The sequence below is a fragment of the Acetitomaculum ruminis DSM 5522 genome, from assembly GCF_900112085.1.
Classification (GTDB): domain Bacteria; phylum Bacillota; class Clostridia; order Lachnospirales; family Lachnospiraceae; genus Acetitomaculum; species Acetitomaculum ruminis.
The window spans coordinates 167,235-188,962 of record NZ_FOJY01000006.1; the positions used below are offsets into that span (position 1 = coordinate 167,235).

General features: G+C 34.1%; 22 protein-coding genes and 1 pseudogene. 19 read left to right on the plus strand and 4 right to left on the minus strand.

Going from position 1 to position 21,728, the window contains the following annotated elements:
* Positions 1 to 277: 277 nt before the first annotated feature.
* The 5 genes from BM153_RS05585 (at position 278) to BM153_RS05605 (ending at position 6,202) form a co-directional block, all read left to right on the plus strand.
* Complete coding sequence (locus tag BM153_RS05585; RefSeq protein ID WP_092871589.1) at positions 278 to 1,024, plus strand: N-acetyltransferase; 747 nt, start codon at positions 278 to 280, stop codon at positions 1,022 to 1,024.
* 365 nt (positions 1,025 to 1,389) lie between these two features.
* Positions 1,390 to 3,954, plus strand: coding sequence for an EAL domain-containing protein (locus tag BM153_RS05590; protein ID WP_092871591.1), 2,565 nt, complete (start codon positions 1,390 to 1,392; stop codon positions 3,952 to 3,954).
* Between the two features lie 232 nt (positions 3,955 to 4,186).
* On the plus strand, positions 4,187 to 4,642 hold the full coding sequence (gene bcp, locus BM153_RS05595) for a thioredoxin-dependent thiol peroxidase (protein WP_092871593.1): 456 nt from the start codon (positions 4,187 to 4,189) through the stop codon (positions 4,640 to 4,642).
* The gene (yaaA, locus tag BM153_RS05600) at positions 4,642 to 4,860 is read left to right on the plus strand and encodes a peroxide stress protein YaaA (protein WP_092871595.1); all 219 of its coding nucleotides are present in this window, start codon (positions 4,642 to 4,644) and stop codon (positions 4,858 to 4,860) included. Before bcp ends, yaaA begins: the two co-directional genes overlap by 1 nt.
* 70 nt (positions 4,861 to 4,930) lie before the next feature.
* Entirely contained in the window at positions 4,931 to 6,202 is a 1,272-nt protein-coding gene (locus BM153_RS05605; RefSeq protein WP_092871597.1) for a hypothetical protein, read from the plus strand.
* Between the two features lie 109 nt (positions 6,203 to 6,311).
* On the opposite strand, the gene BM153_RS14390 is transcribed toward BM153_RS05605, so the two are convergent.
* Together BM153_RS14390 and BM153_RS13955 are read right to left on the minus strand one after the other, a co-directional pair.
* Positions 6,312 to 6,425, minus strand: coding sequence for an Ltp family lipoprotein (locus BM153_RS14390; RefSeq protein ID WP_408606168.1), 114 nt, complete (start codon positions 6,423 to 6,425; stop codon positions 6,312 to 6,314).
* The gene (locus BM153_RS13955) at positions 6,392 to 6,592 is read right to left on the minus strand and encodes a zinc-ribbon domain-containing protein (protein WP_092871599.1); all 201 of its coding nucleotides are present in this window, start codon (positions 6,590 to 6,592) and stop codon (positions 6,392 to 6,394) included. The genes BM153_RS14390 and BM153_RS13955 overlap by 34 nt, the downstream gene beginning before the upstream one ends.
* A gap of 344 nt (positions 6,593 to 6,936) precedes the next feature.
* Here BM153_RS13955 and BM153_RS05620 point away from each other — a divergent pair, with 344 nt between their 5' ends.
* The 6 genes from BM153_RS05620 (at position 6,937) to BM153_RS05645 (ending at position 14,282) form a co-directional block, all read left to right on the plus strand.
* Complete coding sequence (locus BM153_RS05620; protein ID WP_092871601.1) at positions 6,937 to 7,881, plus strand: helix-turn-helix domain-containing protein; 945 nt, start codon at positions 6,937 to 6,939, stop codon at positions 7,879 to 7,881.
* A gap of 130 nt (positions 7,882 to 8,011) precedes the next feature.
* Positions 8,012 to 8,617: an MptD family putative ECF transporter S component gene (locus BM153_RS05625; RefSeq protein WP_092871603.1), complete on the plus strand. Its 606-nt coding sequence runs from the start codon at positions 8,012 to 8,014 to the stop codon at positions 8,615 to 8,617.
* Entirely contained in the window at positions 8,617 to 9,348 is a 732-nt protein-coding gene (locus tag BM153_RS05630; RefSeq protein WP_092871605.1) for an energy-coupling factor transporter transmembrane component T, read from the plus strand. Before BM153_RS05625 ends, BM153_RS05630 begins: the two co-directional genes overlap by 1 nt.
* Complete coding sequence (locus tag BM153_RS05635) at positions 9,345 to 10,826, plus strand: ABC transporter ATP-binding protein (RefSeq protein WP_092871607.1); 1,482 nt, start codon at positions 9,345 to 9,347, stop codon at positions 10,824 to 10,826. Before BM153_RS05630 ends, BM153_RS05635 begins: the two co-directional genes overlap by 4 nt.
* The gene (locus BM153_RS05640; protein WP_092871608.1) at positions 10,768 to 12,546 is read left to right on the plus strand and encodes an ABC transporter ATP-binding protein; all 1,779 of its coding nucleotides are present in this window, start codon (positions 10,768 to 10,770) and stop codon (positions 12,544 to 12,546) included. Before BM153_RS05635 ends, BM153_RS05640 begins: the two co-directional genes overlap by 59 nt.
* Before the next feature lie 2 nt (positions 12,547 to 12,548).
* The gene (locus tag BM153_RS05645; RefSeq protein ID WP_092871638.1) at positions 12,549 to 14,282 is read left to right on the plus strand and encodes an ABC transporter ATP-binding protein; all 1,734 of its coding nucleotides are present in this window, start codon (positions 12,549 to 12,551) and stop codon (positions 14,280 to 14,282) included.
* Between the two features lie 114 nt (positions 14,283 to 14,396).
* Here BM153_RS05645 and pdxT read toward each other — a convergent pair whose 3' ends face one another.
* Entirely contained in the window at positions 14,397 to 14,957 is a 561-nt protein-coding gene (gene pdxT / locus BM153_RS05650; protein ID WP_092871610.1) for a pyridoxal 5'-phosphate synthase glutaminase subunit PdxT, read from the minus strand.
* Positions 14,958 to 14,960: 3 nt separating this feature from the next.
* Positions 14,961 to 15,836, minus strand: a complete 876-nt coding sequence (gene pdxS / locus BM153_RS05655) for a pyridoxal 5'-phosphate synthase lyase subunit PdxS (protein ID WP_092871612.1) — start codon at positions 15,834 to 15,836, stop codon at positions 14,961 to 14,963.
* A gap of 530 nt (positions 15,837 to 16,366) precedes the next feature.
* Here pdxS and BM153_RS05665 point away from each other — a divergent pair.
* The 8 genes and pseudogenes from BM153_RS05665 to BM153_RS05700 form a co-directional block, all read left to right on the plus strand.
* Positions 16,367 to 18,079 (plus strand): methyl-accepting chemotaxis protein, encoded by a 1,713-nt coding sequence (locus tag BM153_RS05665; protein WP_092871614.1) that lies wholly within the window; start codon positions 16,367 to 16,369, stop codon positions 18,077 to 18,079.
* A 117-nt stretch (positions 18,080 to 18,196) separates the two neighbouring features.
* Positions 18,197 to 18,649, plus strand: a complete 453-nt coding sequence (locus BM153_RS05670) for a C-GCAxxG-C-C family protein (protein ID WP_092871616.1) — start codon at positions 18,197 to 18,199, stop codon at positions 18,647 to 18,649.
* A 125-nt stretch (positions 18,650 to 18,774) separates the two neighbouring features.
* Entirely contained in the window at positions 18,775 to 19,002 is a 228-nt protein-coding gene (locus tag BM153_RS05675) for a FeoA family protein (RefSeq protein WP_092871618.1), read from the plus strand.
* Positions 18,999 to 19,094, plus strand: a pseudogene (locus BM153_RS05680) (FeoB small GTPase domain-containing protein); the annotation flags it as partial. The gene BM153_RS05675 and the pseudogene BM153_RS05680, both read left to right, overlap by 4 nt.
* Positions 19,095 to 19,121: 27 nt before the next feature.
* The gene (locus BM153_RS05685; RefSeq protein ID WP_092871622.1) at positions 19,122 to 19,394 is read left to right on the plus strand and encodes a helix-turn-helix domain-containing protein; all 273 of its coding nucleotides are present in this window, start codon (positions 19,122 to 19,124) and stop codon (positions 19,392 to 19,394) included.
* 337 nt (positions 19,395 to 19,731) lie between these two features.
* The gene (locus tag BM153_RS05690) at positions 19,732 to 20,883 is read left to right on the plus strand and encodes an ATP-binding protein (RefSeq protein ID WP_092871624.1); all 1,152 of its coding nucleotides are present in this window, start codon (positions 19,732 to 19,734) and stop codon (positions 20,881 to 20,883) included.
* Between the two features lie 147 nt (positions 20,884 to 21,030).
* On the plus strand, positions 21,031 to 21,447 hold the full coding sequence (tnpA, locus tag BM153_RS05695; RefSeq protein WP_092871626.1) for an IS200/IS605 family transposase: 417 nt from the start codon (positions 21,031 to 21,033) through the stop codon (positions 21,445 to 21,447).
* Positions 21,428 to 21,728: helix-turn-helix domain-containing protein (locus BM153_RS05700; RefSeq protein WP_177205587.1), on the plus strand; the 301-nt coding region annotated here is incomplete at its 3' end. The genes tnpA and BM153_RS05700, both read left to right, overlap by 20 nt.

Genomic DNA, 21,728 nt, shown 5'->3' on the forward strand with positions numbered 1-21,728 from the left:
TTTTTGTATCCATGTTTGGGTTCTCTATATTCTTCGGACGTGTGTGGTGGGATACATCTGTCCGGCAGGAGGACTTCAAGAATGTGTATTACTGATAAATGACAAACCATCAAAGCAAGGCGGAAGGAACAGGATCAAATATGTGATCTGGATTATTTGGATAATGGCGGTCATTGTTACATTTATTCTTGGCAAGGGTAATGTGACGATTAATCCGTTTTATATGACCGATCACGGGATATAAAGTTATACTAATAAAACTTATGGAGGAATAACAATGGAATATATTAGAGTTACAAAAGATAATATTGAAGAAGAGCATATTTGTTGCGCTATTTCCAATAATAAAGATATACAGGTATCATCAAAGAAAGTATGGCTTGCCGACAGGTTTGATGAGGGACTTGTTTTTCTAAAGAGTGCCAAAAGGGGTAAGTGTTTTATCGAGTACATCCCTGCTGAGAATGCATGGATTCCCATAAGTGCTGATGGATATATGTATATTGATTGCCTGTGGGTGTCCGGATCTTTCAAAGGGCATGGTTATTCCACGGAGCTTTTGAATGCATGCATCAAAGACAGCAAAACAAAAGATAGAAATGGCCTATGCATTTTGTCATCAGCAAAGAAAAAGCCCTTCCTTTCCGATTCCAAGTTTCTCAAATATAAAGGGTTTGAAGTATGTGATGAAGCAGATAATGGAATACAGCTTATGTATTTGCCCTTTGATGCAAAGGTAGAAAAGCCGATGTTTAAAGAATGCGCCAGACATCCGCATGTAGACGATAAAGGGTATGTTTTGTATTACACAAGCCAGTGCCCTTTTAATGCAAAATATGTACCTGTGTTAGAAAAAACAGCAAAGGAAAATAATATACCTTTCAAAGCTATTCATATTGAGAATAAGGAAATAGCCCAAAGCGCCCCAACACCTGTAACAACTTATGCATTGTTTTATGACGGAGAATATATTACTAATGAGCAACTAAACGACAAGAAATTTCTCAAAATGACAGGAAGGTAGCAAGATTCATTTTGTCAATGCAAAAGGTATTTTAACTGGCAAAAATGGATATTATGGTCTGCTCTGATAATTTTTACAGAGACAGGCCTTTTTTATTCTTTTATAACATTTTATCACCGGCGTTGACACGGCGAATCATTCAGAATCCGGTCTATTGCGGAAAGATAGCCTATGGAAGAAGGAGACCAGAAAAATTACATTTTTTACCATTTGTATTATAGATTTTTCTAGTTTTGTGGATTTACGGAAAAAATATGTCGATATTGAAAATAGTCAGCATTTTCTGGAATTTAGTCGTTTAAAAGATAAAATAATATTATTTATACATTGGGAATCGATGAGTGTTATAAAGAGGGAGGTTCCAAATGAATGATTCATTTATTGGAAGCAGAGAAAAGTATTTGCTTGAAAATTTTGAACGTGCACTTAATCTGGGGTGGATTGAAATATACTCGCAACCTGTAGTTCGTGCGTCTACTGGCAGAGTATGTGAGGAAGAACTATTTGCACGGTGGGATGATCCCGCTCTTGGAATACTTAATCCCTTTGATTTTATACCTGTTTTGGAAAAAAATGGTGTTGTTGAACGCCTTGATCTGTATATTTTGGAGAGAGCTATTGAAAATATTCAGATCCAATCATCTGTTGGGGTAAATTTTGCAACTACATCAATCAATATTTCATTATCAGATTTTCATAATAAAGATTTTGTAAAAGAAATAGAAGATAGAGTCTGTGCTTCAGGTATTTCAAGAGAAAAATTTGCCTTTGAATTATCAGAAAGTACAGTTTTGGTAGAAAATGAAGAAATAGCTGTTCAGCTAGAAAAGCTTGAGGAATTAGGTTATAGATTAGAAATAGATGATTTTGGCTATAATTGCATTCCCCTTATGTTGTCTTCGAAAATCCACTTTGATGCATTAAAACTGAATATGACATTGATTAGAAATATTCCCACCAGTAAGGAATCGGTAATAATTGTAGATGGATTACTTAAGATGGCTGCAAAACTTGGCATAGATGTCATTGCCAAAGGAGTAGAAAGAAAAGAACAGGTAGATTTACTATGCGATATTGGATGTACCAAGCTTCAGGGATTTTATTATAGCAGACCTGTATCTACAGCAGATCTCTATAATTATGCAAAAAGTAACAAACCGTTATTTACAGTGGAGGATGCCAGGGAAGAAGATTATTATGCCCAAGTTGATGGATTAAATATTCATGAATTATCCAGTATTCGAGGGAATAATGAAGGATTTAAGAATAATAATAATGAGGATCCTATGGCTATTCTTGAAATAGATGATGATGAAATCCGGGTTATTCGAATTAACGATGCGTGTAAAGGTTTTATCAGTAAATACTTCCCGGGAAAAGAAAAAATAAGGAGTGTCGACATAAGCTCGCAGCTTAACTTACCAGGAGCCTATGTTCTATCCGAAATCAGGAAATGTATACAGTCTGACCAAAGGATTATTGTTGAGGACACAACTCCAACTGGCAAGACGGCACATTTGTTGGTTCAAAAAGTTGCACAAAATCCGGTTTCACGTTGCACGGCAGTGATTTTTGCAGTCATTTCTGTAGATACATCTTTAAAGAATTCAACTTCTTTATCATACAATTATATTGCCAGAGCATTATGTGATGACTATGTTGCCATGTATATTGTTGATATTGAAACTAATAATTATGTTGAATATCATATGGACGGGCTTAATCGTAACATTACTGTTGAAAAGATTGGCAAAGACTTCTTTTATGATGCACATAATGATGTGGAAAACAAAACATATCATGAAGACAAAAGTATGTTCAATGAACTTTGTACAAAAGAAAATATGCTAAGGCAGATAGCTAAACAGGGCGTTTTTTCTATAATTTACAGAGCTGAAGATGAAGTGGGAATAAGGTATGTAAACTTTAAGGCAGTTCTTGATAAAAGTGATGACAAGCATATTATTATCGGAGTACATAGTGTAGACAAGCAGATAAAACTGCAACAGGACTTTAAATCTCTACAGGAAGAGCGAATTATATTTTCCAGAATAGCAGCTCTTTTCGGGGATTTTTTTGCTATCTATACCATAAATCTTGAAAATAATACTTACTCTGTGTATAAGACCCTTCAGGGAGAAAGATATATAGGAGAAAATAAAGCTGGGGAGGATTTCTTTGCCGAGACTCAGATGTTAATAAAGGAGATAATACATCCGGATGACTTACAGGGTTTTAAGAAAAATATAAAGAAAGAGAATATTCTAGAGAGTATAGCAAAAGAGGGTTTCTTTCAATACCAATACAGGCTGATTGTTGATGGCAAGCCAACCTTTTTTAGGCAAAAAGCTGTTATTATCACTGAAAATGATGAGGAGAAACTAATTATTGGACTTATTAATGTTGATGCTCAGGTAAAAAAGGAAAAAGAGTACGCACAAAACCTTTCTGTTGCTGAGAATATGGCATTAAAGGATGAACTAACGGGTGTCAATAACAAACATGCCTATACTTTGGCAGAAAAGAAACTGGCAGATTCCCTCAAGGAAGACAAGACTAAGAGGTTTGTAATTGTAGTGTTTGATCTTAATGACCTTAAATATATTAATGACAATTTTGGGCATAAAAAGGGCGATGAATATATCAAATCGGGTTGCAAAATTATTTGCGAGACCTTTGAACATAGTCCTGTGTTTAGAATTGGTGGTGATGAGTTTGTGGCTATTGTGCAAGGAAGGGATTTTGAAAATATTGACTACCTCATGAGAGTTATTGAGAAGAAAAACAATGATAATAAACTAAGTGGTGATGTGACTATAGCCGCCGGAATGGCATTTGGAACCAACAATTCTATTGTAAATGATGTTTTTGTACAGGCGGATGCCAATATGTATGAAAAAAAGAAAAAAATGAAATCAGAGTATCTTTGAAGGATATAAATTCGTAAATAAAATCTTACCAGTGTTAGTGCAAGATGAAATGCAAATGATTCGAGAAAGGATGGCACAAAGAAGGGCTATTCTGGCAGAAAAAGTTTGTGGAGATAACATTTACTGTGTTATACTTTATTTTAGGTGAATATTAATAATTTTACTACGGTTTTGTATATTCGGTTTGGAGAAAATGTACAAAATATTTATAGATTTTATAAGGAGGTATTTTATGCTGGAAGTAGGAACAAATGCACCGGACTTTGAATTGCCGGATCAAAATGGAGATATTCATAAGCTTAGCGACTATGCAGGAAAGAAGGTAATTTTATATTTTTATCCTAGAGATAATACTTCAGGATGTACAAAGCAGGCATGCGGATTTTCTGAGAGATATCCTCAGTTTACGGAAAAAGGTGCTGTGGTTTTGGGGATAAGCAAAGATTCTGTTGCATCTCATAAGAAATTTGTAGAAAAGTACGGTCTTGTATTTACTCTTCTTGCAGATCCTGAAAGAAAGGTTATTGAAGCATATGATGTGTGGAAAGAGAAAAAAAATTATGGAAAGGTATCCATGGGAGTTGTAAGAACCACATATCTTATAGATGAAAATGGAGTGATTATAAAAGCAAATGATAAAGTAAAGGCAGCAGATGATCCTGAAAAGATGCTTAAGGAGCTTGATTAATGAAGATTATTCTTTCGCCGGACAAGCAGATGAATGTTGATACGGACACATTAGAGCCTCTTGGGCTTTCGGTGTTTATTGATAAATCTGAAGAAATACTTAGTTTCTTAAAGGGCAAATCATATGAAGAACTTAAAAATCTTTGGGCATGTAATGACAAGATTGCAATGCAAAATTTTGAGCGTCTTAAAAATATGAATTTAAGAAAAAATTTATAACACCATTTTAAACTTTTTTTCTAACAAATAAAAAATGAAATAAAAGAAGAGTTATAGGAGGGGTAAACTATTGAAAAAAATTTTTACAGCAATATTATTAATTTTTGTTTTTTTAACCGGATGTGGTTCAGGCTCACAAGTAGATAGCAGTTTAGTTAATGATGAACCTTCATCGGTTAAAGAAAATGTAGCTTCACAAGAAGCAAAAAAGGCAGATTCAAACGACTTTGAAAGTAAGGATTATATCTATAAAGACAGCTCGGGAAATACTATGTATTTTTATATAGTAAAAAGTAATTTAGACAAAGCTGTATCGCTTATAGGTGATGCTCTTGCTTATGATTCAGAGGGCAATTTGTTAGATACATGCCAAAAAAACATTGAAATAATCGGAAACGGTGAAACCAGTATAATGGCCTTTGAGTTTAAAGGAATAGAAGGAATTGAAAAGGTAGAGTGCGAACTTTCATATAGTGAAGATGTATATTACACACCGGTTTTAAACAATATCAGCCTTGAAGAAAGTGTAAATAAAAACAATTTAACAATAGAAGCTACTAATGAAGGAGATTTAAGTGCTCAGTTTTTAGAGGCATATACCTTGTTTTTTGATAAAGACGATAATGTATTATCATACGATTCATCGTATATAGCGGATATAAATGATGAGTTAAAACCAAAAGCTACATTATCTTGTCAGTTTGATTCAGAAGGGGAGTTTGAGCATGCTCAGTGCTATTTGATAGCAAGAGGAGATGAAACTGAAGAGGCAGTTAAAAATGAAGTATCAGCTGATGATTTTTCAGTTAGATATTTTCCTTTTGAAGCAGAGGGTGAAGATACGGAATATTTTTTTGCAATAAAAAATAATAGCGATAAAACTGTAGAAATACAAGGCAATATGACAGCTTATAATCAAGATAATAAAGCTTTGGGAGCAGCTAATGGTTCTATAGATGTGATAGCTTCTGATGAAGAAATTATTATGCCTTTTTCTTTTGGTTCTATTGATAAAATAGACCATATTTCTTACTCTTTAAGCTTTAATGAAAATCCGGTTTATGACTCTGTTATGGCCGGGCTAAAGATGAGCAAAAAACAAAATTCCGACAGTGTTGAAGTGACAGTTGAAAATAATGGTTCAAAGCCTGCTGAATATCCTCAGGTATATGCTTTGTTTTTAGGGGCAGATGAGGAAGTAATATCCTATGATTTAGCCTTTTTTACAGATGATGATAATGAATTAAAACCTGGTGATTCCATAACAAATACTTTAAATGCATATGGTGCTTATGATTCGGTGGAATTATTTCTTGATGCAAGAGGAGAAAAGGAAGAATAATTATTATTTTTAATGGTGGTTTAAAAAAATAAATTAAATAAAATGCAAATCCCCGCTTGATTAGTCAAATCAGACTTTTTCTTTAAGCGGGGATTTTAAGTTAAGATTATTATAATCCCAATTGATTTACGGCATATTCAGCCTGTTCTTGTGTAAATTGGCTTCCATAAGGAGAAGTAAGCTGTTCGATTAAGCCTTGTCTTGAAAATGCAGTAAGATCCAGATAAGATTCAAAACAGTTATAGGTAAGAAAATAATTTTTTTTATAAACTTTAAAAATGATTTTTCTTCTTTTTCATCCCATCTTGTTTCAGAATCAACTTTTGCTCCACAAACTGAACAAAATTGACTGTTATTTGGTAAATTTGCTCCACAATTATTACATTTCATGTAGAAACCCCCTTGTTAATTAAATTTTTTGATAATGTAAAAATGTTAAAATGTGTACGAAAAATATCAGAATTTTTCTTATGTTTTTTTTACTGTCTTAATATTACTCGCACTACTGTCCTTTAAAATGGACTTTAAAGAAAAATTGTTAACTTTAATTGAATTTTTAAAAGAAAAAAGATGTATAAAAGGATTATTGACACTTAAAGGCAAGTTTGCTAAGGTGAACGAGGTAGTAGCGAAGCGGGTTTAAGAATGTCCGCTTTACGTATGATTTTTTTTTATTTTACATAGTTAGTCTAAACTAACAACAATCAATTGCAACAAATTTAGGAGAAAAGTTTATGATTAAGGAAAAAGAAAGAACAAAATATGTTACCTCTTTAATAGATTTTGGTAATGAAGGAAAAATGAAATGGCTTGGAATTAAAGAATGTCTTTATGTGGGATATATTGATATAAGAACCAGATATCTGCCGGAAAATCTTGCAAAATCAGTGGTTTTTAAAAATCCTTATACAGTACCTATAAAGATAAATTATTGCTTTCATGGCAGATGTGAAGTTCTTCTTAACTCTAAAGTGACAACATTTGTGGTGGGAGATGAATTTGCCATAGATTATGGATTTTCTAACGAAGATAAGACTTCATTTTTTTATCCATCTGCTGATTATGAAGGAATAGAGCTAATTATTTATCCCACAGATGAACTAAATGAATTCATCAATGTTATGCCCGGATATAATTTGATATCTGATATAATACAAAAATTTAATAACAGGACTATACCATTTATATCTATAGCAGATAAAAGATTTAAAAGATGTTTGGAAGATATTAAAGAAGATATTATAAATTCTGATAGTTACGATATTTTGGTGATAGATATTATAAAATTACTATTACTTTTGGAAAAAATATCCTTTGAAAATGATAAGAGAAGGACATTTTGTACTCCTTCACAGGTTGAAATAGCTAAAAAGACCTTGGAGATAATAACAAAAGATTTATCTGTAAGATATCCTGCATCAAAACTTGCTTTATCATTTGGTATAAGTGAAACTTCTTTAAAAAATTATATTAAAGCGGTTTTTGGCAAGGGTTATAGTGACCTGGTAAATGGAATAAGAATGGAAACAGCGGCAAAACTTATTTCAAAAGGGGGAAAATCAATAGGGGAAATAGCTGAACTTGTAGGATTTCAGAATCAGTCTCGTTTTTCAAAAGCTTTCTATAAATATCACAAAATCCTTCCCATGGAATATAAAAGAAGAAACTTTTTGCTTTAAGGACATAAGAAGATGTTAAAAAGGACAAAAATGTTATTAGGATATTGAAAAATGTCTGCTAAAAAATATAATTATAAACTAGGGTTAGCTACAACTAACTAAAAGCGTTTTTTAAAGGAAGGAGTTTAATATGGATGGAGTAACTAATCAAAGAAAATCAGAAGAAAAACTTGGAGGAAAAGATTTAATTAACATTGGAATTTATGCGGCTATATATTGTGTGATAATGACCTCGATTTCAATGCTTGGATTTATCCCGATAATGATGCCTATGTTGGCAGTCCTTTGCCCTTTGATAGGGGGGATAACAATGATGCTTTTTTATACAAAAGTAAAAAAATTTGGAATGATAACTATTATTACAGTAATAATCGGAGCTTTTTTGTGGATTACAGGAATGGGATATTGGCCGTTTATTTTCGGAATTGTTTGCGGAAGTGTTGCAGATTTGGTTGCAAAAAGCGGCAACTATTTAAGTAAGAAAAAGACAGTTTTAAGTCATGGAATTATGAATATTACAATATTTGGCTGTTTTCTTCCTCTATATCTTGATATAAATGGATATTTTGCCACAAGGACATCTTTTGGAAGTGAATATGTAAAGGCACTTAGTGATATATTTAAACCTTGGACTGCACCTATTATTTTATTGTGCTCATTTATATTTGGAATTTTTGGAGCTTTACTTGGAATGAGCTTTTTGAAAAAGCATTTTGAGAAAGCGGGGATTGTTTAATGGATGATTCAAATAATCCGGCTAAAAATAACAGAGGTCTTTATTTAGATCCCAGAACCAAAATTTTATTTCTAATAACAATAACAACCTTTGCCCTTGGAGGCGCCGGGGGAAGAAGAGTGGAAATGCTTGCACCGGTACTTTGCATGGTTCCTTTTCTTCTTTTAATAACAGCCAAAAGATTCAAAACTGCATTAGTTGGAATAATCCTTCTATTTGCATCTAGTATATTACTTGAATTTGCAAATAAGATTAATATGAGTGGATTGTTATATTATCTTGTACTTGGTTCCTTTGGTATTCTTAGCAGATTTTTACCTTGCATTATGATGGGGAGATATCTTATGGAATCAACAACAGTCAGTGAATTTAATGCAGCTATGAAAAAACTTCACATAAGCGACAAGGTGATTATTCCTTTGTCAGTAATGTTTAGATTTTTTCCTACAGTAATGGATGAGGCTGAATCTATAGGATGGGCAATGAAAATGAGAGGAATAAGTCTTGGGGGAAAACATGCTTCAAAAATTATTGAGTACAGGATGGTTCCTTTTATGACATGTTGTGTAAATATCGGAGAGGAATTATCGGCGGCAGCACTTACAAGAGGGCTTGGAGGCGAAGTAAAAAGAACGAATATCTGTAAAATAGGATTTCGTCTACAGGATTATTTTTCCGTTGCTTTGTGTCTGATTCCCTGGATATTACTGATTATGGATGTGGTGAAATGATAAAGTTTGAAAATGTAAATTTTAAATATGCAAGGTCAAAGGATGCATCACTAAATAATGTTTCTTTAAAAATAAAAAAAGGGGAAACAGTTTTAATTTGTGGAGAATCCGGTTGTGGAAAAACTACTTTGGTAAGGATGATTAACGGATTGATTCCCCATTATTATGAAGGAGAAATGTCTGGGAAAGTCTATTTAAATGGAGAAGAGACATCTAAAAGGATGCTTTATGAAACGGCAAAAACTGTAGGTTCGGTATTTCAAAATCCTAAAAGTCAGTTTTTTTGCGTAGACAGTAGAAGTGAATTGGCCTTTGGACCTGAAAATATGGGGATAAATGAGGAAGAAATTCTTAAAAGAATAGATAAAACAGTTTCATCTATGAATATAAATTCATTAATGGACAGAAATATTTTCGCTATGTCAGGAGGAGAAAAACAAAAAATAGCCTGTGCCTCAGTAGATACCTTAAGTCCAAAGGTATGTGTCTTGGATGAGCCTTCTTCAAATCTTAGTCTTGAAGCTATTGAAGATTTAAAAGAGACACTTTTAATGTGGAAAAAGGAAGGCAAAACAATTATTGTTTCCGAACACAGACTATATTGGTTAAAGGATATTTGTGACAGAGTAATTTGTTTAAATAACGGTGAAATTATATTTGATATGCCAATGAAAAAGTTTAAAAATTTACCGGATTTAAAACTTAGAGAATATGGCCTAAGATCTGTTAATGAAAATTTGTCAATGACACCTTTAAAGTCAGACTTAAATAACAAAGATTATATTACTTTTGAAAATTTTAATTACAGTTATAAAAATTTTGATGTTCTTCATATAGATAAATTGGAAATTCCCCGTAATGAGGTAATAGCCATAGTAGGACCAAATGGAGCGGGAAAATCTACATTTTCTAAATGTATCTGCGGACTTATGAAAGGATTTAAGGGAACAGCTCATATTGGAGGGAAAAAATATAAAGGGAAAAAACTTTTACAAAAATCTTATATGGTTATGCAGGATGTAAATCATCAGCTTTTTTGTGAAACAGTTTTAGATGAAATTACCTTGGGGATGGATGAATTGAACGAAAAAAAGATTACAAATATCCTTAATAAACTTGGCCTAAAATCCTTATCAAAAAGGCATCCTATGAGTCTTTCGGGAGGACAAAAACAAAGAGTTGCAGTTGCAAGTGCCTTGCTTTGTGACAAAGAAATAATTTTATTTGATGAACCAACCAGCGGCCTTGATTTTTATAATATGGAAAAGGTTGCAAATTTAATAGGATTATTAAGAGGCAAAAAGACAGTATTTATTGTAACACATGATCCGGATTTAATAAGAAGATGTGCAACGGTTGTACTTCATTTAGAAAAGGGTCATATTGTAAATTCTAATATTATAGGAGTGAGAAAAGAATATGAAAAAGAAGAAGAAGAGTACTATGGTGCAGCTGTTTCATTATGCAGGCAATCATAAGTATTTTACAATTTCTTCCTGGATACTGGCAGGTATTAGCGGGATTATGGCATTGATACCATTTTATTATATATGGTGCATAATAAAAGAAGTTGTAAGTGTAAAAGGCGATTTTTCAAAAGCTACAAATATAGTAACTTATGGTTGGTATGCTGTAGGCATGAGCCTTTTGGCAATGCTTATTTATATTGCGGCATTGATGTGTTCCCATGTTGCGGCATTTAGAGTACAGGCTAATATGAGAACTGTCATGATGGAACATGTAATGAAACTTCCCATGGGCTATATTGAATCTGAAGGAAGTGGAAAAATTAGAAAAGTTATATCAGAATCCAGTGCTGCCACAGAAACATACCTTGCCCATAGCCTTCCTGATAAAGCGGTAAGTTATGTAACTCCCATAGGATTATTATTTATGCTGATTGCTTTTGACTGGAAGATAGGCCTAATTTGTCTTATTCCTGCCTTGATGGCTTTTCTTATGATGGGGGGCATGATGGGAGAAAAAATGCAAAATGATATGAAAGAATATCAAAATGCCTTGGAAGAAATGTCATCGGAAGCCGTTGAATATGTCAGAGGAATACCTATAGTAAAAACTTTTGGGCAGTCAGTTTTTTCTTTTAAAAGATTTAAAAATTCCATTGATAAATATGAAAAATGGACAATAGCCTATACCTTAAAAGTAAGAATGCCTATGGTGGGTTTTGTAACTGCTGCTAATGCAATATTTGCGGCTCTTGTAGCCTGCAGTTTTATTTTTACAAAAAACGGCATAACAGATACATTTATTTATAATATTTTATTTTACATAATTATTACACCTATTCTTACTGTTACACTTATGAAAGTGGCATATGCCGGAGAAAGCCAGATGATGGTATTAGATGCTTTGGAGAGAATGAATTTACTTTTAGAAGTGGAGCCTTTAAAAGAAGCAAAAAATCCAGTTTTGCCAAAAGACGGGGGAATAGATATAGAAAATATTTCCTTTTCCTATGATGAAAAAAAATCAAAAGCCATTGATAATATATCACTTAATATAAACCCCGGGGAGCATATAGCCCTGGTAGGACCTTCCGGCGGTGGAAAAACCACCATGGCATCCTTAATAGCAAGATTTTGGGATGTGAAAGAAGGAAGCATAAAAATAGGAGGAGCAGATGTAAAAGACATAGCCTCCAAAGAGCTTATGAAGCACATATCTTATGTTTTTCAAGACAGCAAATTATTAAAAATGTCCATTTTTGATAATGTAAAACTGGGAAAACCTGATGCTACAAAAGAAGAAGTAATAAAAGCCCTTAAAGATGCCATGTGCTGGGATATTATTGAAAAACTTCCTCAGGGAATAAATACCGTAATAGGAAGCAAAGGTACTTATGTTTCCGGTGGGGAGGCACAGCGAATATCAATAGCCAGAGCTTTTTTAAAAAATGCCCCTATCTTAATACTAGATGAGGCTACAGCCTTTGCGGATCCTGACAATGAAAATGAGGTTTTGCAGGCCTTTGAAAATTTATCAAAAAATAAGACAGTAATAATGATTGCCCATCGTCTTTCTACGGTAGTGGATATGGATAAAATTTGCGTTTTAAAGGATGGAAAAATTGTAGAATCCGGAAAACATGAAATATTGCTGGCAAAAAAGGGCATTTATGCTCATATGTGGAATGAATATCAAAAATCTGTTAATTGGAAGGTAGGTAAAGGAGCATGAGTATAATTGAAAAACTACAGCATAAATATGCCCTTTCAAACCAGGGGGCAAAAGATATGATAAAGGCATTTGTAGCCTGCACATTGGCAAATATGGCTCAAATGATGCCGGTGGGAATGCTTTATATGATGACGGCAGATCTTTTAAATAAAGAATTGCCACAAAATCATAAAACGATTTATATAGCAGGAAGCGCAATTTGTATTGTTCTTATAGCCATAACAGAATATTTTCAATACAATGCAACATTTTTTTCAACCTATGTTGAAAGTGGTGTTAGAAGGCGTTCTCTGGCAGAAAAATTAAGAAAAATCCCCTTGTCATTTTTTGGAAAAAAAGATTTAGCTGACTTGACAAATACCATAATGTCAGATTGTGCTATGCTTGAAACTGCTTCTTCTCATTGGCTTCCTGAGTTGGTAGGAGCTTTTATTTCCACAACATTAGTGGTAATAAGCCTGTTCTTTTTTAATGTAAAAATGGCAATAGCAGCTATATGGGTTTTACCGGTAGCTTTTATAATTGTTTTTACATCAAGAAATGTTATGCATGCAGTAAATAAAAAGGCAAGTAAATATAGGGTGGCTTGTCTTGATGGAATTCAAGAAGCTTTAGAGACTGTTCGTGATTTAAAAGCTTATAATGCTCAGGATGAATATATGACGGGGCTTAATAAAAAGATTAAAGCTGTGGAATCAAACAGTATATTTATCGAATTTTTAAATGCTGCCTTTGTATGTAATGCCCAGATGATATTAAAATTTGGTATAGGAACTGTTGCTTTGGTAGGTTCTGATTTATTAATAAAAAATCAGATAAATGTAATTACATTTTTTATGTATTTAATGGTGGTTTCCAGAATGTATGAACCCCTTCAGATAGCATTACAAAATTTTTCAGCCCTGATTTCCACAGATACCCAGTGCGAAAGAATGGATGAAATTCTTTCACATCCGGAACAAAAGGGAACACAAAAACTTTCAAATAAAGGCTATGATATTGAATTTAAAAATGTAGCATTTTCCTATGAAGAAGGAGATAGCGTATTATCAGATGTAAATTTTGTGGCAAAACAAGGAGAAGTAACCGCCCTTATAGGACCTTCCGGAAGTGGAAAAACCACGGTTTCAAGGCTTGCTTCAAGATTTTGGGATGTTAATAAAGGTTCCATAAAAGTAGGAGGAATGGACATATCAAAAATTGATCCGGAAAAATTACTATCCATGTATTCCATAGTATTTCAGGATGTAACACTTTTTAACAATACACTTTTAGAAAACATCAGAATAGGAAGAAAAGAAGCCACCGATGAAGAAGTAAAAATTGCAGCAAGACTTGCTCATTGCGAAGAATTTATTAACAAACTTCCAAAAGGTTATGATACTCTCATAGGAGAAAACGGTTCTGAATTATCCGGTGGTGAAAGACAAAGAATATCCATTGCCAGAGCCTTTCTTAAGGATGCCCCTATAATATTAATGGATGAAGCTACTGCATCTCTTGATGTGGATAATGAATCATTGATTCAGGAAGCAATAAGCAAGCTGATACAGGATAAAACCGTATTAATAATTGCTCATCGTATGCGTACTGTAGCCGGTGCAGATAAAATAGTTGTTCTTAAAGACGGAATTGTGGCAGAAGCAGATTCACCGGAAAAATTAAGAAAATCAGGAGGAATCTACAGCCATATGATTTCTCTTCAGATGAAATCTGATAATTGGAAAATGGCATAAAAAACGCTAAAAAAGCTTCATGAATATATCTCAAAGTATTATACCTTTGTGACCATAAAAAATTTAACCCTGCAGCAAATTGATATGTTGCAGGGTTTTTAATTCAAAGGATATTTATCCTGCCATTTCCAATAATTTTTGATGAATACGATAATCATCAGTCATTTCCGGATGAAATGACAGGCCGATTTGATTTTTATATTTTACTGCTACGATTTTTTCATCCACTTTTGATAATACAGATACATTTGAATAAACATCTGTAATATAAGGAGCGCGGATAAAGACCTGAGGAAAGTTATTTAAATGTCCCACATCAGCCTTTGTAATAAAGCTTCCCAGTTGTCTTCCGTAAGCATTTCTTTTAACTTTTACAGGAAGTGTTGCCAAATGATTATTTTTTTGATTTTCTATTTTATCTGCTAGTAAAATAAGCCCGGCACAGGTTGCAAGTGTTGGAAGGCCGTTTTCTATTTCTTTTTTTAAAAGGTTAAACATATCAAGCTTATGCAAAAGTTTTCCTTGTACAGTGCTTTCGCCGCCGGGTAATATTAATCCGTCAATGTCTTTAAAATCTTTTTTTTGGCGGATTTCTACGCATTTTACACCTAATTTTTCAATTATATTTTTATGCTCTATAAAAGCTCCTTGTACAGCCAAAACACCAATTTTCATATGCTAGATTCCCCTTTCTTCCATGATTAGTTTTATTTCATCTTCATTTATTCCAACCATTGCTTCTCCCAAATCATAGGACAATTTTGCAATAAGTTTTGCATCAGTATAATTTGTCACAGCTTGCACAATGGCTTCGGCTCTTTTTTTAGGGTTTTTTGATTTAAAGATTCCGGAACCTACAAATACACCTTGGGCACCAAGTTGCATCATTAAGGCAGCATCACTTGGAGTAGCAATACCTCCTGCTGCAAAATTTACCACAGGAAGTTGTTTATTTTTATGAACATAAGATAATAGTTCAAAGGAAACTCCTAATACTTTTGCTTCTTCAAATAATTCATCTTTTGATAAAGATGAAACTTTTCGTATCTGGGAATTGATTTTTCTCATATGACGGACAGCTTGTACTACGTCTCCTGTTCCCGGTTCGCCTTTTGTACGAATCATAGAAGCTCCTTCTTTTATTCTTCTTAAAGCTTCTCCTAAATCTCTGGCACCGCATACAAAAGGTACTTTAAATTTAGTTTTATCAATATGATATATATCATCAGCAGGTGAAAGTACTTCTGATTCATCTATATAATCTATCTCAAGAGCCTCAAGTACCTGGGCTTCCACAAAGTGTCCGATTCTACATTTTGCCATTACGGGAATTGAAACAGCTTCTTGTATTTCTTTTATTAATTTAGGATCGCTCATTCTTGAAACGCCCCCTGCTGCACGGATATCCGCCGGGATTCTTTCAAGAGCCATTACAGCACAAGCGCCTGCTTCCTGGGCGATTTTTGCCTGAGAAGCTGATGTTACATCCATAATTACTCCGCCTTTAAGCATTTTTGCCAAGCCTTTATTTAATTCATATCTGGTATTTTCCATTATTTTTCCTCCTTGTGATTTGATAGGAAAAATCATATAATAAATCTGGATATATTAAAATTATCAAAATAAACAAATTTTATATTCCAGATTAGGAGAGAAAAAATGATAACCTATAATTTTGATGAAGCAAAAGAACCTTTATATTTTTTTCTTTATAAATCAATAAAAAAAGATATTTTATCATGAAAATTAAAGCCGAAAGAGAAACTTCCATCAAAAAGAACCTTTGCTAGAAACAACGGAATTAGAACCATTACGATTCAAAACGCTTATGACCAGTTAATAAGTTAAAAAGCACATTAAAAAAAGGTTGTATTATTCAAAACAAAGAAAAAAATTTAATACAATTTATCTATATTCCCCCATGGTAATTCAGACGATAACCATAGGGGAATACTTATTTTATATTTAGGGAATATATTGGTTATAAAAATAACTATAATGGGCGTTCATGAGGAAGTAGCGAAGCGTATTCCGAATGTCCGCTTTACATGTATAATTTCGAAAGTTGAAAGGAGATAGCAGGTATGAAGGTCAGAAAGGTCAGTATTACCAATAAATTAATCTTTGTTATTTTTGCGATGTTTCTAATCGCTGATGTGATTCTTGGATATGTAACTTATAGCAAATCTGAAAATATGCTAATTACTCAAATTAAAGATAAAGCAATGAGTATATCATCCAGCGTTGCTATGGGGGTAGATGGGAATTTAATATCTTCAGTTTCGCCAGGGGACGAAGAAAACAAAGATTATAAGAATTTGAGTGAAAAACTGTTAGAATATTCCGACAAAACCGGTGTGGAGTTCATATATACATTTAGAAAATCTGCTAACGGTGGAATGGAATATGCAATTGATGCTGCTATTGATAATCCTGCCATGACAGGTGATATATATGATAATGAGGAGGCCGAACCAGCACTCTCCGGTACAGTTCTTTCAAGTAATAAGCCTTATACTGATGAATGGGGGAGGCATATTTCTGCGTACAGCCCTATATATTTAGATGGTGAAATTGTGGGAGCTGTCGGTGTAGATGTCAGCGTGGATTGGATAGATCAGCAGACCACGACACTTCTTTGGGAGATAGTCATAGTATGTGCTGCTATTATCATTATCTTTTCGATACTTATATTTATTGTTTTAAGTCTTACACTTAAGCGTAAGTTTATCACCCTTAACGATAAGATAATAGAGCTTACCGCCGGTGAGGGTGATCTTACAAGAAAGATATCATTAAGAAGTGGTGATGAGTTTGAGGTTATAGGTAACAATGTAAATAAGCTCATCGAGTTTATAAGGAATATGCTTCTTTCAATCAACACAGATTCCAACAAGCTTGATAGTGCTTCTTCCAGTATTGCAGACAATATTCGAGGTGCCCGAGGTGATGCAAATTCCATTTCAAGGACAATGTCCGATATGAGTGCTGTTATGCAAAATACTTCTGCTTCAATAAATGAGATAAATGAACTTGTATCTGAGATATCTAATTCCTTTACAGAGATATCCGACGAGATTAACTCAGGTCGTTCCTTTGCCCATGAGGTGAAGGAATCTGCTGATAAGGTAGGCAAGTCTGCTGAGAAACAACGCGTTAATACAGAAGAAAAGGTTGAGCATATGGCGCAGGCAGTTTCTGAAAAAATAGAGCGTTCAAAAGCAGTATCCCGTATTGAAGATTTAACGGGAAATATTATTGCAATATCCAATCAGACCAATCTTCTTGCCCTTAATGCTTCCATAGAGGCAGCCCGTGCAGGAGAAGCCGGAAAAGGATTTGCCGTTGTAGCAACTGAGATAGGTGATCTTGCAAATAATTCCCAGGCGGCTGCATCTGAGATTAAAACTGTATCAAGTGAGGTTGTAACGGCAGTAAATGAGTTATCATCAGAAGCTGAGGAAATGATTAAATTTGTTAATGAGACAACAAAGAGTGGATTAGATGACCTTGTTAAAATGAGTGAGGAATACCAAAATTCTGCAGAGCATATCTCTGAAATGATGGAAAAGTTTGCTAATGCAACCAACCAGATAGTAAGTAATATTGAGGATATCAAAAGCTCAACAGATACGGTTAATCATGCAGTAGAAGATGCGGCTGATGCTGTTACCAAAACTGCAGAGCGTACCGTTGAAATGTCTGATAATATGTCTAAGATTGACCAGGACGCAGCTCAGAGCAATGAAATTAGCGATGGACTTAAAGAAAAGGTAGGCAAATTCAAGCTAGAGTAAAAAGTATTGGCACAGGCCTTAATGATGCAGCACAGATATTATATCCGTCTGTGCTGTATTTTTGTGTATAAACAAACATTTTCAAATGTTATATTAGTTATAAAGGGAGATAGTAACATGACTAGAAAAGAAGCAGCAATGAATAATTTTTTGAAGGGATATAACTGTTCCCAGTCAATAATACTTGCATTTGAGGATATGCTTCCTGTTGATAAGGAGATACTTTCTAAAATGGCATCATCCTTTGGTGGAGGAATGGGAAGACTTCGTGAAGTATGTGGCAGTGTCAGTGGTATGTTTATGATAGCAGGTTTATTATATGGCTATGCAGGCCCCGAAACCGGTCAGATAAAAGCGCAACATTACAAAAGAATACAGGAACTTGCCAATAGATTTGAAGAAAAGCATGGAACAATAATCTGTCGGGAGATGTTAGGACTTAGTATACATCATGATGATCCGGTTCCTGATGGGCGTAGCGCTGAGTATTACAAAAAGCGTCCCTGTAGAGAGATTATTGGAGATGCAGCAAAAATTCTTGAAGAATACATAAAAGAAAATCCACTTTAACATAAAGTTTTTAATAATACTCTTTCTTGGAGAATATTTATCAATAAAGTATAATATGTATAACAGATGTATAAATATGTGCTGTTCTGCGGTTAGAGAAATCTAACTATAGAAGGGAGAAGATTATGAGTATAAGTGAAGTAAGAGAAAATGAAGATGCTGTGATTACAGCCATACAGGGTGATACACGATTTATGAGCCGGATAACATCCATAGGTTTGACACCTGGATGTAAAATTAGTGTAATAAAAAATGATAAGAACAGACCCCTGCTTGTTTATACAAGGGATACAATGATTGCCCTTAATCGAAAGGAGTGCAGCGGTATTACGGAGGAAGAGGTGAAAGCATGACAAAAAGTGCGACAATAGCTCTTTTAGGACAACCAAATTCAGGTAAGTCAACTTTGTTTAATGCTCTTACTGGACTTAGACAGCATGTGGGATTGCTGATATGGTAAGGGGGCATTTACGTGAAAGAGCTTTTAGAACTGTTAAAAGATGGTCGTGCCAGAACCATAAACCTTTTGGCGATTGAACTTAATACAAGTATTGAAGATGTCAGTAGAAAGATGGAGTATCTTGAAAACATGGGAATTATAAAAAAAGTAAAATTCTCCTCTAAAGGTTGTTCATCCTGTAATTCCTGTTCAAAGGAAATTAATAAGGAAGGTCATACCTGTAAAAGTTGCCTTCCTGAGGATGGATTTAAGAATATGGGTAACATGTGGGAAGTAATGGAATAGATATAAGAAGGAGTGTAGAAAACCGGGATTGATAGGAAATCCCGGCTTTATGATTTTTAGCTCATCTTTGGCTCTTGTTATTGCAGTGTGAAAGATGTCGTGTGTTATATTACTAGCACTTGTTATTACATGTTTTACGGATTGGGGCGTAACGAATACGTGTTACATCACAGATTTTATTATTAGCAACAGATAAGACAGAAATAACAGAAATAACAGAATTGACAGAATTGACAGAATTGACAGATTTAACAGATATAATATATAATTTTAGATATAACATAAATTATCATTACTATGTAGATAAAAAAGATGATTTTAAAGGAGAATATAAATTATGTTTTCTAATCCATTTACCCCTATATTTGGAGGTAAGCCAGATGTCTTTTTTGGACGCGATAAAATACTAGAACTCTTTGAATTGGCTATGTTCGAACGTGGCAGTGATGAAAGGTTGATGTTCATCACTGGGACTAGAGGTTTTGGAAAAACAGCATTGCTAGAACAAATGTCCATCCGAGCAATGAAGAAAAGAAAGGTAATAGATCTTGGTCCAGATGATACCGTGGAGCAATTTATAACAGAATTATGTGGATATGACGAAGTCGTAAAGACGGTTAGTCCTCAGGCCAATCTAAATATACTTGGAGTCGGAGGCGGGGTCAGCGGAGGCTCCATATCAAAGGCAAAACACATCGGACGGGAAAAACTCCAGCCCCTTCTTCTTGATTTTTGCTCTAAAAACAAACAAGGACTCCTTGTAACAATAGATGAAATCCAAAAGGTTTCGCTTGAGGATGTATCATCTATTTGTAACGCATTTCAGATGGCCTCAAGAAAAGGATACGATATAATGTTTGCAGCTGCCGGTCTTCCATATTCTTATGATAAAATCGTGCAGCATACAGGATGCTCTTATCTTCGTCGCTCAGTACATGAAGAGATTGGGCTGTTCACATGGGACGAAGCCTCTGATGCACTAAATGAAATGTTTTCGGGTATCAAGGGGTTGCAGATTGACCAGTCATATCTTGATGAAATTAATAAATTCAGCTATGGTCATCCTTATATAATGCAGCTTCTAGGATATCACCTAATCTTATGTATAAATGAAAATAAGCCAAAGGCTAGGCATACTGTTTCAGAAGTTGAACTAAAAAAAGCCGAACAGAATACTTTGCTTGCTTATCAACATAGAGCTCTAAAACCCCTTCTTGATGAGTTTTCAGGGCAAGAAAGGAAATATTTGATGAAAATGTCCGAGTGCTTGGATAGTAATAGGCTTACTGCTACATCTGATATAGCCAAAGCTCTTGGTACAACGCAAAACAAACTAAGCAAGGTAAGAGAAACTCTGATCGCACATGGTATTATTGCAGCTCCGGAACGTGGTAAGGTAATGTTTTGCGTTCCTTATTTGGCAGATTATGTAAAACAGGAAGCAGTCAATTCGAGCGTAATTAGCGTTGCTAGACAAAGAGGTGTGTAAATTTAACACGCCGTGAGCAAGAAATCCCCCACTTCTACAAGTGGTGAGATGAATTGCGATAAACACGGTGTTTTCTTGACTTTTGTATCTTATAGCAATATAATCTAATTATAAATCAGCCGTATTTGTGAGAAAGGTTATAATATAATGCAATTAGATACAAATAATCATTCAGTGTTCATGTTACATTATCATCTAATCATGTGCGTAAAATATCGTAATAAGGTGATTGATGATAATATCTCTAATCGCCTGAAAGAGATGTTTGTAAAAATTGCTCCTACCTATAACGTTACGTTGGAAGAATGGAATCATGATATAGACCATGTTCATATTCTTTTTAGAGGGCAACCAAACACTGAAATCAGTAAATTTATCAATGCTTATAAGTCTGCAAGTAGCCGTATCATAAAGAAGGAGTTTCCTAAGATACGTAAATCTCTATGGAAAGAGATGTTCTGGTCACAGAGTTTTTGTCTGTTGACCACAGGCAAAGCTACGGTAGATATTATCAAACAATACATACAATCTCAGGGTAATAAAGATGGCAAACAAAGCAATTAAGTATAGAATATATCCTACAACTGAACAAAGCATTATGTTTGCAAAGACCTTTGGCTGTTGCCGTAAGGTTTATAATCTTATGCTCGCTGATAAGATTGAAGGTTATAAAGTGACTGGTAAGTTCCCTATTGTTACACCTGCTAAATACAAAAAAGATTATCCATATCTTAAAGAAGTTGATAGTCTTGCTCTTGCTAACAAGCAGATGGATTTGCAGGCAGCCTTCCGTAATACGTTTAGCAAATCTCGTAAGAAGAATAACGGATTTCCTAAATTCAAAT